Consider the following 13,451-nt stretch of genomic DNA (forward strand, 5'->3'; position numbering starts at 1 on the left):
GGGTACGCCGAGGACACCGGCGCCGGCGAGGTCTCGCGGCCGTGTCTCGTCACCCAGATCGGGCTTCCGGACGACCCGCTCGAGCCCGAGCGCCGGGCTTCCGCCCGGCTGTTGCGCACGTCCGAGAACATGGCGCTGCTGTGCCCGGGCCGGATCGCCGCGGTCGTCGACACCGTCGAGGAGGCCGGCGCCCTGTGGACCGTCAACGAGTGGATCGACGGCACGCCGCTGGGCGAACTCCTCTCGGAGCAGGGCACGTTCAACTACGTGCGGGCCGCACGCGTCGGCCTGGAGCTGCTCGACGTGCTGGACGCGGCCCACGCAGAGGGCATCACCCACGGCGAACTCAGCCCCGGCCAGGTGTTCGTCCGCGAGGACCACTCGGTCGTCGTCACCGGCTACGGCCTGGCGGGCGCCACCCTCGCGCCGCGGCTCACGGCCCCCGCCTACGCCTCTCCGGAACAGGCCCGGGACGAGCGCATCGGCCCGGCGGCCGACCTGTGGGCACTGGGCGCGATCCTCTACACGATGGTCGAGGGACGCCCGCCCTTCCGTGACAGGGGGCGCCCGGAGAACACCCTGAAGGCCGTGGACCGGCTGCCGCTGCGCTCGCCGGTGCGCTCCGGGCCGCTCACCCAGGTCGTGCAGGGGCTGCTCCGCAAGGACTCCCGGGAGCGGCTGACCCGCCCGGTGGTCCGTGAGGCGCTGACCCGCGCGCTCAGCGAGGACCCGGAAGCGGTCCTGGGGTCGGCGCAGGCCCCGCGGCTGCGCGGCTCCTACGCCGCCATGCTGCCGGGGAACCCGGCCTGGAGCAGACGGACCATGGTGGCCGGGACGGCCCTGGCCGTCGTCACCGTCGCGGTCGCCGTACTCGCCGCGACCCAGGGGCTGCCCGGCAGTGACACCGGCAGCGAGGCGGCCGACTCGCCGGCCCGGCCGCCGGCCTCCGCCGCCTCGCCGGGTGAGAGCACCGGCGGTGACAGTCCCGAGCCGCCAAAGACGCCCAGCCCGACCGAGACGCCCTCCTCTCCCACGCCCACCCCGTCGTCCCCCGAGCCCACGCCCTCCGCCCCGGCCACCGGCCTGCCGCCCGGCTTCCACCGCTACAACGCGCCGGAGGGCTTCTCCGTCGCGCTGCCCGAGAACTGGAAGCGCCTGGACACCGACCGCGAAGGCCTGGCGTACCGGGTCGTCTTCGGCGCCGACGGTGACGACCGCACGCTGGCCGTCACCTTCAGCGCGGACGCGGGCCCGGACCCCGTGGCCGTGTGGCGGGACGACGTCGAACCGAACCTGAAGCAGTCCGGTGACTACGACCGGATCGGCGCGATCCGCGCGACGACGTACCAGGGACGCGAGGCCGCCGACATGGAGTGGACGGCGGACGTCGGCGACACCCGCGTGCGCACCTTCGGCCGGGGCATCCTGCTGGGCGAGGGCCGGAGCTTCTCGCTGCGCTGGACGACCCCGGCCGCCGACTGGGAGGACAGCGCCAACGAGCAGACGCTGCGCACCGTCCTCAAGACCTTCCGGCCGGACTCAGACTGAGCCGCGCGGTGCGCGCAGGGAGGTGAGCGGGCCGGGACGCAGGGGCTCCGTGCGCCAGCGCGCGGTGAGCGTACGGTCCGCGAGGGAGCACGTCAGTGCCAGGCGGTGCGGGGTCTCCAGGAACGCCACCTCCAAGGCCAGCGTGCCGGCATCGGTCCAGCCGCCGCTCACCGCGGTCGGGAGCGGCTCCTCCGTCACCGTCCAGTTCGCCTTCCCGATCCGCAGGTCCAGCCGGCTCTCGTCCTCGGTGAGCCTGAGCGTCCAGCCGTCCGCGTCCTGCACGAGCCCGGCCGACCGGGCCGGACCCTCCTCCTCGGAGGAACCGAACTCGGCGGCGGCCCAGTCCTCGGCCCGTCCGGGCGGTGCGGGACTGCCCGGGGCGGGCGGCAGCGCGAGCCCGGCGAGGCGCTCCCGCAGCGCCGCGTCGGCGGCCTCCCGGCCGGACAGCGGCCCGGGGCCGAAGGCGGGCAGCAGATGCTTCCAGACGAGGTTCAGGAAGTCCTGCATCCGCTCGGTCGCCGCGGTCGTGGCGATCACCACGTCGTGCTCGGGCAGCACCAGGCAGAACTGGCCGTACGCGCCGTCTCCCCGGTAGCCGTGCCGGGAGGTCCAGAACTGATAGCCGTAGCCCCGGTCCCAGTCCTGCCGGTCCATGTCTCCCATGGCACCGGCGGTCGGGATGTGCGGACGCGCGGCCCGGGCCGCCCATCCTTCGGGCAGCAGCCGCTTGCCCTCCCAGACCCCGTCGCGCAGATACAGCTCGCCGAGCCGGGCGACGGCGTCGGTGGTGGCGTGCAGACCGCTGTAGCCGATCTCGCGGCCTGCGCGGTCCCGCTGCCAGAACACCTCGCCGACGCCCAGCGGATCCAGCAGCCGCGGACGCAGATACTCGGTGAGCGGCTGCCCGGTCACCCGCTGGACGATCGCGGCGAGGGTGTAGGTGGTGGGCTGGTTGTAGGCGAAGACCGTGCCGGGGTCGCGGTCCGGCGGCAGCAGCAGGAACCCGCGCACGGGCTCCGCCCGGTCCAGCCCGTAGGTCTCCTCGACGGTCTCCCGCTCATGGCCGCTCGACATGGACGCCACGTGCCGTACCAGCATGGCGCGGCTGCGGGGGTCGGTGATGTCGGCCTCGAACTCCGGGAAGTAGGAGATCACGGGCGCGTCGAAGTCGAGCAGTCCCTCGGCCTCGGCCAGGGCGGCGGCGGTCCCGGTGAAGCTCTTGCTGAGCGAGTACAGCAGATGAGGGCGGCCGGGTGTGTAGGGCGCCCACCAGCCGGAGGCGACGAGGTGTCCGTGCCGCATGATCATCAGGCTGTGCGGTTCGATCTCCGGGGCCGCTTCGAGGGCGTCGAGGAAGGCGTGGACGCCGGAGGCGTCGACACCCTGGGAGGCGGGGCTGCCGGTCGGCAGGGCGGAGGCACTCATGGAGGCATCCTCCCCCTGCCGACGGACCTTGATCGAGCCGTTTTCACGCCCGCTGTCAGGGGACTCGCCGGTTATGGTGCAAATCGGATACACGATGATGACCGAGCAGGCCGGCCCTCGAGAGCTCGTCGACCATGTGGTGCGGGCCGAGGAGGCGGGCTTCGACTTCTCGGTGACCTCCGACCACTACTTCCCGTGGCTGCGCTCGCAGGGCCACTCGCCCTACGCGTGGGCCGTGCTCGGCGCGGCCGCGCAGGCCACGTCCCGTATCCCGTTGATGACGTATGTGACGTGCCCGACGTTCCGCTACCACCCGGCGGTGGTGGCACAGAAGGCGGCGACGCTGCAGTTGCTGTCCGAGGGCCGGTTCCGGCTGGGACTCGGCTCCGGCGAGAACCTCAACGAGCACGTGGTGGGCGGCGGCTGGCCGTCCGTCGACGTACGGCACGAGATGTTCGAGGAGGCCGTGGAGATCATCCGGGCCCTCTTCAAGGGCGGCCACGTCAATCACCGCGGCACGCACTTCGACGTGGAGTCGGCCCGGCTGTGGGACCTGCCGGACGAGGCGCCGCCCATCGGCGTCGCGGTCTCCGGGGAGCGGTCGTGCGAACTCGCGGGCCGGCTCGGCGATCTGGTGATCGCCACGGAGCCCAAGGCGGGACTGCTGGAGGCGTTCGACCGGCACGGCGGCGCGGGCAAGCCCCGCATCGGCCAGCTTCCGGTCTGCTACGACCCCGACCGGGACACGGCCGTCAAGCGCGCCCACTCGCAGTTCCGCTGGTTCGGCAGCGGCTGGAAGGTCAACTCGGAGCTGCCGCACCCGGATTCCTTCGAGGCGGCGACCCAGTTCGTCACGCCCGACGACGTGGCCGACGCCATCCCGTGCGGTGACGACCCGGACGCGTTCGTCGAGGCCGTCCGCCCGTACGCCGAGGCGGGTTTCACCGAGATCGCCCTGGTCCAGATCGGCGGCGAGTCGCAGCCGGCCTATCTGGACTGGTCGGAGAAGACCCTGTTGCCCGCTCTGCGCGACGCGTTCGGCTGAGGTCGGCGGCGCCCAGTGGCGCGAAGGCTCTCCGACGGTGGATATAGGCTGCTGGCCTGCACGTACTCGATGCAGCCAACCCCCTTCAGGAGAGTCGTCCGTGACCGTAGCCATCACCCCGCCCGAGACCTCCCCGGCGCCCGTCTCCGACCTGGTCGCGCTGGACGCGCGGGAGTTCGGGGCGTACGCCCGGACCGGAGGGTGGGCCTTCGGGCTGAAGGTGGCGCGCAGCGTGCGGCCCGGCGGGCAGGGCGCCGACGAGACGCCGAAGGTGTCGGCGAAGGAGTTCGCGGAGCTCGCCGGGTGCTCCCCGGAGCGGGTCATGCGCTACTACAAGGCGTGGGACCGGGCCGCCGACGACGGCCTGGTCCCGCACTTCGAGGCGCTGACGCCGGGCCAGGACGTGGAACTGCCGGACGCCGACGTGTGGCTGAGTTACTACGTCTCCCGCAACAGCGCCACCTCCGAGCGCGGCACCGCCATCACCGAGGCCGCCGAGGCGGAGGGCATCCGGCCCACGAAGGCGCTGGAGGTCGCGGAGAACCCCACCGCCCTGCGCGCCGCGATCCTCGCCGACCCCTCCACCGCCCGCGCGGCCCGTCAGGCCCTGCTGGACCGGGTCCGGGAGGACCCCGACCTGCAGGCCGAGCTGGCCCGTGACGTCGTGCGCACGGATGAGCTGAAGAAGGCCGTCGCCGGCGAGAGCAGGGCGGCCGACCGCATCGGATACGTGCGCCAGATCGCCGAGTCGGGGCAGATCAAGACGCCCGCCGGGCAGACCCTCGACGCGCCCGCCGATCTGCGTCAGGAGGCCGAGCGGCACCTGTCGCTCATCGACGAGCTGGACGAGGACGAGGACTCCGGCGAGTGGGCCACCGAGGCGTACGACACCATGAAGTCCCTTGTCGTCGAGACCGTGGAGGCCGACCCGGGGCTGCGGGTGCAGGAGCGGCGCACGAAGTTCTACAGCAGCCTGCAGAAGGCCACCAAGGTGTTCGAGGAGCTGACCTTCGACGACACCCCGGAGTTCTTCGAGGACGACATGGTGGAGCGCCTGGAGGAGCTGCAGCGGGCCGTGGCCGTGTGCATCGAGTCCCTGCGCGGTGCTCGCGGGAATCACCCGGAGGGCTGAGCATCTTGCGCGTGTGAGGGGTACTAGAGGGCAATACGTCGGTTCATCCCGGAGGCCCTTTCGTGAACTCCTTCGTGCACAAGACCCTGGTGGTGCAGCTCCAGGCCGGTGACACGGACCGTTTCTCGGTACTCGCCCACCTGAGCTACGACGCCGCGGACCCGTTCGCCGTGACCCTCGTGTTCAGCCACGACGGCCGGGTCCTCGCCCGGTGGCAGCTCGACCGCGAGATGCTCGCCGACGGTCTGCGGCGTCCGGTGGGGGTGGGCGACGTGCGGATCCGCCCGGTGTCGCGGGGCATGTGGCAGGAATTGCGCCTGGAGTTCCTCGGTGACGCCCGCCCCGACGGCGGCCGTCACCACGCCCTGGTGTTCGCGTGGGCCCCGGGGTTCGCGGCGTTCCTGCGGGAGACCCACGAGGTGGTCCCGCCGGGCCGCGAGGAGGTCCACGTGGACGATTTCCTGGCGGACGTCATCGCCGGGGGCTGATCCCCGGGTCCGCGGGCCGGCCCGGCGGCGGTACCGCCGTCACTCCGACGTATGGCGGTACCGGGTCCACAGGGGCAGGACGAACCAGCACAGCAGGTACCAGCAGACCACTCCGGCGACCAGGTAGGGCACGAAGCCGTCGTGTGTGGCCACGCGCAGGATCAGCAGCAGCGAGGCGGTCGTCGTGGCCAGCAGCAGGAGGAGGCCGAGCAGCGTCAGCCGGGAGGCCAGCCGAACCGCCTGCGGCTTGACGCGCCGACCGGAGACGAGGCGGTGCAGCGCGACCGGACCTATGAGCGCCCCGGTCGCACACGCTCCGAGGACGACCGTCACGAGGTAGATCATCTGATCCGTGCTGGTGAGATCGTCATACTTCTCGGTGAACACCACGGTGAGCAGAAAGCCGAAGAGGATCTGCACGCCCATCTGGGCCACGCGGACCTCCTGGATGAGCTCCTGCCACATCCGGTCCGCTCTCTCCTCCTCCGTCTCGTCGCGCCCCCGGCGCCTGGCCCCGCCCTCTGCCGTGTCCGACACTGTTCCTCCCGCTGTGAGACCTCGCGTCCTTCTCTCCCGCGAGTGCCCCGTAAAACGCCGTCGTCCCGGGCCGCACGGCGGTTTGAGCGATCAGGCGACGGTTACACGGACGACGCGAATGACGCAGAATCCGAGGAGGTCGTGGACGCATGTCCGGAACGCAGCTCACCGTGACGCTCAGCGGCGGTGGCACGGACGACGCACGAGCGGTCGTCCGCGCCCTGGAAGGCACGTTCGGGGCGCCGGACGAGCTTCCCGCCGACGAGAACGCGACGGTGCACACGGCGACCTTCGCCGATTCGGAGGCCGGTCCCGCCACAAGCGACGCGGCGAGCGCCGAGCGCTTGTCCGCGCCGGTGACCGTCACCGTGCAGGGCACCCCGGAGGCGGTGCGGAGGGCGAGCGACACGCTCACCCGGGCCTTCACGGCCCGCGACGACGGTGTCGCCTCCGGCGACCAGGAGCAGGAGCGGCAGTTGCTCCTGGTGCCGTGAGGGGTGCCGTGAGGGAGGTTGTCCCTACCAGCGGGATTCGACCTGGTTCTTGATCCGCTGCTCGTAGAGGTCACGGACCGCCGCCAGCGTCTGGCCGGACAGCTCCGGCAGGCGGGCGGCGTTCGCGTTGGCACGGGCCTGCTCGGGTGAGCGGGCGCCGGGGATCACGGTCGTGACGCCGGGCTGCTCCACGATCCAGCGCAGGGCGAGCTGGGCCGGGGTGTATCCCTCGGGGGCGAGCGCCGCGAACTCGGCGGCCGCCTCGACACCGGTGACGTAGTCGACGCCGGAGAAGGTCTCGCCCACGTCGAAGGCCTCGCCGTGCCGGTTGTAGGCGCGGTGGTCGTTCCCGGCGAAGACCGTCTCCCGCGTGTACTTGCCCGACAGCAGGCCGGAGGCGAGCGGGACGCGGGCGATGATGCCGACGCCCGCCTCACGGGCGGCCGGGAGCACCTCGCGCAGGGGCTTCATACGGAACGGGTTGAGGATGATCTGCACGCTCGCCACGTTCGGCCGGGCAATCGCGGTCAGCGCCTCCTCGCAGGTCTCGACGCTGACGCCGTACGCGGCGACGCGCTCCTCCTCGACCAGGGTGTCGAGGGCGTCGAACACCTCGTCGGTGGAGTAGACGGAGGTCGGCGGGCAGTGGAGCTGCACCAGGTCGATCCGGTCGACACCGAGGTTGCGCCGGGAGCGGTCGTTCCAGGCGCGGAAGTTGTCGAGCACGTAGTTCTCGGGGATCTGGTCGAGCCGGCGGCCCATCTTCGTGGCGACCAGGACGTGCAGGTCCGGCCTGCCGCTGAGGAACGTGGCGATGGTCTGCTCGCTGCGGCCGTCGCCGTACACGTCGGCGGTGTCGAAGAAGGTCACCCCGGACTCGGCCGCCGTCTCCAGCACCGAGAGGGCTTCCTTGTCGTCGACGTCCCCCCAGTCGGCACCAAGCTGCCATGTGCCCAGGCCGACGACGGAAGCGTGCTGGCCCGACCTGTCGAATGTGCGCTCGTCCATGGGCGTCAGTCTGTCATCCGTCACGGCTCCGCGCGGAACGTATCGATCCGTCCCGCGAACCCCGCCCGATTCACTCACACGAGTGAATAGATGCGACAGGAACACGTCACGTGTCAACGGGGCCCCTAGCGTGACTCCACGTGACTACCGGTTCAATGAGCAACTGCCCTTCCCAGCAACCGCATTGGACGCGCCGGGGCTTCCTCCGCACGGCGGCCGCCCTCGCCGTCGTACCGGGTCTGCCGGCGGATCCGGCGGCCGCGGCAGCGGAGTTGCCGGACTTCCCGGCGGACGTCGCGCTGTACCGCTCGGCGTACCGGAACTGGGTCGGCGAGATCACCGCCGACGGTCTGTGGGCCTGCGCGCCGGACAGCCCGCACCAGGTGGCCGACGTCGTCAACTGGGCGTGGCGGCACGGGTGGCGGGTGCGCGCCCGGGGCGCCTCGCACGGCTGGTCGCCCCTGACCGTGACGGAGGGGACGCCGTCCGGCGCGCCCGTCCTCCTCGTCGACACCACGCCCCATCTGACCGGCCTCGCGCTGGACTCGCCGTCGGCCGTACGTGCCGGAACCGGCGTGACCATGGAGGCGCTGCTGGCCTTCCTGGAGGAACACGGCCTGGGCGTCACGGCCGCTCCCGCTCCCGGTGTCCTCAGCCTGGGCGGCGCCCTGGCGATCGACGCGCACGGCACGGCCGTTCCAGCACGGGGCGAACGCCGGCGGCCCGGCCACACGTACGGCTCGCTCAGCAATCTGATCCTGTCCCTGACAGCCGTCGTCTGGGACTCCCGGGCCGGCGCTTACGTGGTGCGCACGTTCCGCCGCGACGAGGCGGACTGTGCCGCGCTGCTGACCCATCTCGGACGGTCCCTGGTGACCGAGGTGGTGCTGCGGGTGGGCGCGAACACGAACCTGCGGTGCGTGAGCCGTACGGACATCCCGGCCGGCGAGCTGTTCGCGGCGCCCGGCGCCGACGGGCGTACCTTCTCACGCTTCCTGGACGAGGCCGGGCGGGTCGAGGCGATCTGGTTCGCCTTCACCGAGCATCCCTGGCTGAAGGTGTGGAGCGTCTCCCCCACCCGGCCGCTGACCTCGCGGCGCGTGACGCGGCCGTACAACTACCCGTTCTCCGACAACATCCCGACGCCGGTGGCGGAGCTGGTGGGGCGGATGACGTCGGATGCGGCCTGGTATCTGGCGCCGGTGCTGGGCACCGCGCAGTACGACGCGGCCGCGCTCGGTCTGGTGACGACGCTGTCCGCCGATCTCTGGGGGCCGTCCAAGAACACGCTGCTGTATCTGAAGCCGAGCACCCTGCGGGTGCACGCCGACGGCTACGCGGTCCTCACCTCGCGGGAGCAGGTGCAGCGGGTGGTCTCCGAGTTCGCCGCGTTCTACCGGGAGCGGCTGACGGCGTACGCGGCCCGGGGCAGCTTCCCGGTCAACGGCTCCGTGGAGATCCGGGTGACCGGCCTGGACGAGCCCGACGATGCCGGAGTGGCCGGGGCCCGCCCGCCGCTGCTGTCCGCGCTCCGGCCGCGCGAGGACCACCGCGAGTGGGACACGGCCGTGTGGCTGGACGTCCTGACGCTGCCGGGCACCCCGGACGCGGAGGCGTTCCTGCGCGAGATCGAGCGGTTCCTGCTGCGCACCTTCGACGGCGGGTTCGCGCTCACCCGGGTGGAGTGGTCCAAGGGGTGGGCGTACACGGACGACGGGGTGTGGAGCGATCAGGAGGTGCTGGGCTCGGTGGTGCCGGCCGCGGTCGGTACGGCGGAGTGGGCCGAGGCGGACGCGGTGCTGGACCGGCTCGACCCGCACCGCGTGTACGGCAACGCCTTCCTGGACCGGCTGTTCGGCCAGGCCGCTAGGGAGTGAGGTGCGCCTGTACCGAGGGCGCGTATCGGTCCACCAGAGCGTCGACCGTGCTCGCCCGCACCTCGGTGCCGCGGGCGATGCCGTACATCACGCCCAGGCCGAGCAGGGTGGCGACGGCCAGTTCGGCGCGCAGGCCTGCGTCGGGGCCGGTGAGACGGTCGGTGAGGCGGTCGGTCACCTGGGTGCGGAAGTTGGCGCGCAGGATGTCGCCCTGCTCGCCGTGCAGGGGCGCGAAAACGATCCGCAGCAGCGGGTCGGCGCCCTGCTCGGACTGGCTGACCAGGACGTGCCGGACCATGTGCGGTCCGAGTTCCTCGAGCGGGGCGGCCAGCAGGGCGGCGGCGTCGGTCTCGAAGGACATGACCCGGGCGAACAGCGTGTCCTTGTTGCCGAAGTACTTGAGGATCAGCGGCGGGCTCACGCCTGCGCGCTCGGCGACCGCCTTGAGCGTGATGTCGGCGTGCGCGTGCCGGGCCAGCAGATGACGGGCCGCCTTGAGGATGGCCGCCTTGGTCGCCTCGGCGTCCCTGCGGACCGGCGTGGGCGTGACGGGTGGAGTGCTCACGGCACTCATGCTCCCTCCATCGCCCGGTCGTGCGCGCCCCGGGGACGGTCCCCGGCCGGTTCAGGACCGTCCGGCTCGCCGGACGCGGAGTCGCCGGGGATGCACAGCGCCGCCGCCACCGCCAGGAGTGCGACCGCCCCGGCCATCGCGAAGGCCAGCAGGTATCCGTGCAGGGTGGGCACCGGCGCCCCGCCGACCAGGCTGGTGTGGTGCACGAGGACGGCGGCCACGGCGGCACTGGAGCCGGCCTGGCCGATCGTCCGCATCAGGACGTTGACGCCGTTGGCGGAGGCGGTCTGCCCGGCCGGCACGGCACGCAGGATCAGCGTGGGCAGCGCCGAATAGGCCAGGGTGGTCCCGGTCGCGACGACCGTGGCCCCCGCGATGATCATCCACAGGTCGCGGCTGTCGGCGATACGGACCGCGTACCCGGCGGCGATGACCGCCGCCCCGAGGGCCAGCGTGACGCGCGGCCCGCGCGCGGCGGAGATCCTGGCGGAGACGGGCGACAGCAGCAGCATGACCACGCCGCTGGGCAGCAGGCACAGGCCGGTGGCGACGATGGACAGGCCGAGCCCGTACCCGGTCGCCTCGGGCGCCTGTACGAGCTGGGCGGTGACCAGGGTGTTGGCGTAGAACGCGAATCCGGCGAGCAGTGCGGCCACATGGGACAGTCCGACCCGGGGCCGGGCCACCAACCGCAGGTCCACCAGCGGCTGTTCGGCCCGCAGTTGCTGCCACCACCACAGCGCGAGTACGACGGCGGCGGCCAGGAACAGGCCCACGACGCGCGGGCTGCCCCAGCCCCACTGTCCGCCCTGGGAGACCCCGAGCAGCAGGCACACCAGCCCGACGGCCAGTCCCAGCGCGCCCGGCACGTCGAACCGGCCCGGCTCGCGCACCGGCGATTCCCGCACCGCCCACCACACCAGCGTCACGCCCGCGGCCCCGAGGGCGCTGGTCACCCAGAACATGGTGTGCCAGTCCGCGTACTGCACGATCACCGCGGCCAGCGGCAGGCCGAGCGCGGCGCCGATGCCGACGGTGGAGCTCATCAGCGCCACGGCCGAGCCCCGTCGCTCCGGCGGCAGCTCGTCCCGCAGGATGCTGATGGACAGCGGGACGACCGCGGCGGCCGCTCCGGACAGGGTGCGGGCGGCGATCAGTACGCCGATGTCGGAGGTCAGGGCGCACAGGACCGAGCCCAGGGTCATCAGTGCGAGGGCCGTCATGAGCACCCGTCGCTTGCCGTACATGTCGCCGGCCCGGCCGAGGACCGGGGTGAGGACGGCGCCGGACAGCAGGGTGGCCGTGACCATCCAGGAGACCGTGCCCGCCGAGGCGCCGGTCAGCCGGGGCAGGTCGGGCAGCAGGGGCACGACCACGGTCTGCATGACGGCCATGAGGATGCCGCCGAACGCGAGCACCGGGACGGTGAGCCGGTTGCGTATCGCGACGGTCCGGTCCATCGGCACTCCAGCGGGCAGTGCCTGGGCGAGGCAGCGGGTGAATGACAATTCACCTTAGCCGGTGAATTGCCATTCACCCAAGCCGGAGATCGGGTCCGCCACGGGACCCGCCGGGGGGCGGACCGCCGGATCACGCCAGTTTCGCGGCGTGACGTGCACCACGGGCAGCGGGCCGCACGGGGAGGAACGACCGCGCCCGCACCCCTCACGGGCGGAATTTCCCCTTCCGTACCCGCACACCCACCCCTGGCGGCAAGATCACCTTCGTTCAACCTTGCACGACATAAGGGGAATTGCCCGGATCACAGCCAACCGGCTCGCGCGGATTTCTCCCGGTACCGGACGGACCTGTAGGCATGCCCAGGTCAACACCCGAACCGACCCAGGAGGTCCGCATGCCGGAACTCAGCCGTCGCCGCGCGCTCACCGCCGCGGCCGTCCTCGCCGGGACGGCCGGCGTCCTGCCCGTCATCGCACCCGCCACGGCCGCCACCGGCCACCACGACTCCCCCGGGACCTTCGACGAGGTCTACAAGGGCCGCCGGATACAGGGCCGCCCGGCCACCGGGACCGGTCATCACCACCACGGCGCCGGATACGCGGTGCTCGTCGACGGTGTGGAACTGCATGTGATGCGCAACGCGGACGGCACCTGGATCAGCGTCGTCAGCCACTACGACCCGGTGGCCACCCCGCGCGCCGCCGCCCGCGCCGCGGTGGACGAGCTGCAGGGCGCGCCGCTGCTGCCCTTCCCCGCCAACTGACCCGCCCCGAAAGGCTCTGGAGCACCCGCACATGACCGTCCGCAAGAACCAGTCCGCCCTGACCACCGACGAGAAGCGGCGTTTCGTCGCCGCCCTCATGGAGCTGAAGCGCAGCGGCCGTTACGACGAATTCGTCACGACGCACAACGCGTTCATCGTCTCCGACACCGACGACGGCGAGCGGACGGGCCACCGCTCACCGTCCTTCCTGCCCTGGCACCGAAGATTCCTCCTGGAGTTCGAGCGAGCGCTCCAGTCGGTGGACGCGTCGGTGGCCCTGCCGTACTGGGACTGGACCGTCGACCGTTCGCCGCGCGCCTCGCTGTGGGCTCCCGACTTCCTCGGAGGCACCGGGCGCGAGCGGGACGGCCGGGTGTCGGACGGGCCGTTCGCCGCGTCCGCCGGGAACTGGACGATCAACGTACGGGTCGACAGCCGTACGTTCCTGCGGCGCACCCTCGGTTCCGGGGTACGCCAGTTGCCGACGGCGGCCGAGGTCGAGTCGGTGCTGTCGATGCCGACGTACGACATGGCGCCCTGGAACAGCGGCTCGGACGGCTTCCGCAACCATCTCGAGGGCTGGCGCGGAGTGAATCTGCACAACCGCGTCCACGTCTGGGTGGGCGGGCACATGGCCACCGGGGCCTCGCCCAACGACCCGGTGTTCTGGCTGCACCACGCGTACATCGACAAACTGTGGGCCGAGTGGCAGCGGCGGCACCCCGGCTCCGGCTATCTGCCGGCCGCGGGCACGCCGAACGTGATCGACCTCAACGAGACGATGCGGCCGTGGCACGACACGAGTCCGGCGGATCTGCTGGACCACACGGCGCACTACACGTTCGACGCCTGATCAGGCGGTCGCGGCCGTGCGGCACTCCGGGTGTCCCCAGCCGCTGTCGTTCTTGGCGATGGGTTCGCCCGCCGCGTAGGAGCGGCCGCACTGGCAGCGGCCGGGGAACTTCGCCTTGATGGTGCGCGAGGAGCCCTTCGACGCGGAACCGCCCTTCGCGATACGCGCCGAACCGCTGCGGGGCCGGGAGCGCGGGGCCTTGGCCGGGGTGTCCGGGGCGGGCGGCGGCTCGGGGGAACCGAGCTC

At 72.2% G+C, this 13,451-nt stretch carries 13 protein-coding genes and 1 pseudogene; 8 read left to right on the forward strand and 6 right to left on the reverse strand.

Annotated elements, in window-relative coordinates; genetic code table 11:
- Positions 1-1,548, forward strand: a 1,548-nt coding sequence (locus ACFTZL_RS28970) for a protein kinase (RefSeq protein WP_382588462.1), incomplete at its 5' end; no start/stop codon positions are given.
- Here the strand turns inward: ACFTZL_RS28970 and ACFTZL_RS28975 are convergent.
- Positions 1,540-2,973, reverse strand: coding sequence for a serine hydrolase domain-containing protein (locus ACFTZL_RS28975; protein WP_382588464.1), 1,434 nt, complete (start codon positions 2,971-2,973; stop codon positions 1,540-1,542). The genes ACFTZL_RS28970 and ACFTZL_RS28975 overlap by 9 nt on opposite strands.
- A 73-nt stretch (positions 2,974-3,046) precedes the next feature.
- Here ACFTZL_RS28975 and ACFTZL_RS28980 point away from each other — a divergent pair, with 73 nt between their 5' ends.
- From ACFTZL_RS28980 to ACFTZL_RS28990, 3 genes are all read left to right on the forward strand, one after another.
- Positions 3,047-4,018, forward strand: coding sequence for an LLM class F420-dependent oxidoreductase (locus ACFTZL_RS28980; RefSeq protein WP_382488535.1), 972 nt, complete (start codon positions 3,047-3,049; stop codon positions 4,016-4,018).
- A 100-nt stretch (positions 4,019-4,118) separates the two neighbouring features.
- A complete protein-coding gene (locus ACFTZL_RS28985) occupies positions 4,119-5,150 on the forward strand; it encodes a hypothetical protein (protein WP_382588466.1) in 1,032 nt (343 codons plus the stop codon).
- A gap of 62 nt (positions 5,151-5,212) precedes the next feature.
- The gene (locus ACFTZL_RS28990) at positions 5,213-5,638 is read left to right on the forward strand and encodes an SsgA family sporulation/cell division regulator (RefSeq protein ID WP_382588468.1); all 426 of its coding nucleotides are present in this window, start codon (positions 5,213-5,215) and stop codon (positions 5,636-5,638) included.
- A 39-nt stretch (positions 5,639-5,677) separates the two neighbouring features.
- Here ACFTZL_RS28990 and ACFTZL_RS28995 read toward each other — a convergent pair whose 3' ends face one another.
- Positions 5,678-6,175 carry a DUF6328 family protein gene (locus ACFTZL_RS28995; RefSeq protein ID WP_382588470.1) on the reverse strand — a complete coding sequence of 166 codons (498 nt, stop codon included), beginning with the start codon at positions 6,173-6,175 and terminating at the stop codon, positions 5,678-5,680.
- Between the two features lie 149 nt (positions 6,176-6,324).
- Here ACFTZL_RS28995 and ACFTZL_RS29000 point away from each other — a divergent pair, with 149 nt between their 5' ends.
- Positions 6,325-6,669, forward strand: a complete 345-nt coding sequence (locus ACFTZL_RS29000; protein ID WP_382588472.1) for a hypothetical protein — start codon at positions 6,325-6,327, stop codon at positions 6,667-6,669.
- A gap of 24 nt (positions 6,670-6,693) precedes the next feature.
- On the opposite strand, the gene ACFTZL_RS29005 is transcribed toward ACFTZL_RS29000, so the two are convergent.
- Complete coding sequence (locus ACFTZL_RS29005) at positions 6,694-7,677, reverse strand: aldo/keto reductase (RefSeq protein WP_382588474.1); 984 nt, start codon at positions 7,675-7,677, stop codon at positions 6,694-6,696.
- A 155-nt stretch (positions 7,678-7,832) separates the two neighbouring features.
- Between ACFTZL_RS29005 and ACFTZL_RS29010 the strand changes: the two genes are divergently transcribed.
- Positions 7,833-9,554, forward strand: coding sequence for a cholesterol oxidase substrate-binding domain-containing protein (locus ACFTZL_RS29010; protein WP_382588476.1), 1,722 nt, complete (start codon positions 7,833-7,835; stop codon positions 9,552-9,554).
- Here the strand turns inward: ACFTZL_RS29010 and ACFTZL_RS29015 are convergent.
- Together ACFTZL_RS29015 and ACFTZL_RS29020 are read right to left on the reverse strand one after the other, a co-directional pair.
- The gene (locus ACFTZL_RS29015) at positions 9,544-10,128 is read right to left on the reverse strand and encodes a TetR family transcriptional regulator (protein WP_382588478.1); all 585 of its coding nucleotides are present in this window, start codon (positions 10,126-10,128) and stop codon (positions 9,544-9,546) included. The two genes, ACFTZL_RS29010 and ACFTZL_RS29015, sit on opposite strands and share 11 nt — an antisense overlap.
- Positions 10,125-11,588, reverse strand: coding sequence for an MFS transporter (locus tag ACFTZL_RS29020; protein ID WP_382588480.1), 1,464 nt, complete (start codon positions 11,586-11,588; stop codon positions 10,125-10,127). The genes ACFTZL_RS29015 and ACFTZL_RS29020 overlap by 4 nt, the downstream gene beginning before the upstream one ends.
- Positions 11,589-11,983: 395 nt before the next feature.
- Here ACFTZL_RS29020 and ACFTZL_RS29025 point away from each other — a divergent pair, with 395 nt between their 5' ends.
- The gene (locus ACFTZL_RS29025) at positions 11,984-12,352 is read left to right on the forward strand and encodes a tyrosinase cofactor (protein WP_382588482.1); all 369 of its coding nucleotides are present in this window, start codon (positions 11,984-11,986) and stop codon (positions 12,350-12,352) included.
- A gap of 31 nt (positions 12,353-12,383) precedes the next feature.
- The gene (locus ACFTZL_RS29030; protein WP_382588484.1) at positions 12,384-13,205 is read left to right on the forward strand and encodes a tyrosinase family protein; all 822 of its coding nucleotides are present in this window, start codon (positions 12,384-12,386) and stop codon (positions 13,203-13,205) included.
- Here ACFTZL_RS29030 and ACFTZL_RS29035 read toward each other — a convergent pair.
- Positions 13,206-13,451 (reverse strand): annotated as a pseudogene (locus tag ACFTZL_RS29035) (ribonuclease HI); the annotation flags it as partial. It lies immediately after the preceding gene.

Source organism: Streptomyces sp. NPDC056948, assembly GCF_042674225.1.
In the GTDB taxonomy this organism is placed as follows: Bacteria; Actinomycetota; Actinomycetes; order Streptomycetales; family Streptomycetaceae; genus Streptomyces; species Streptomyces purpurascens.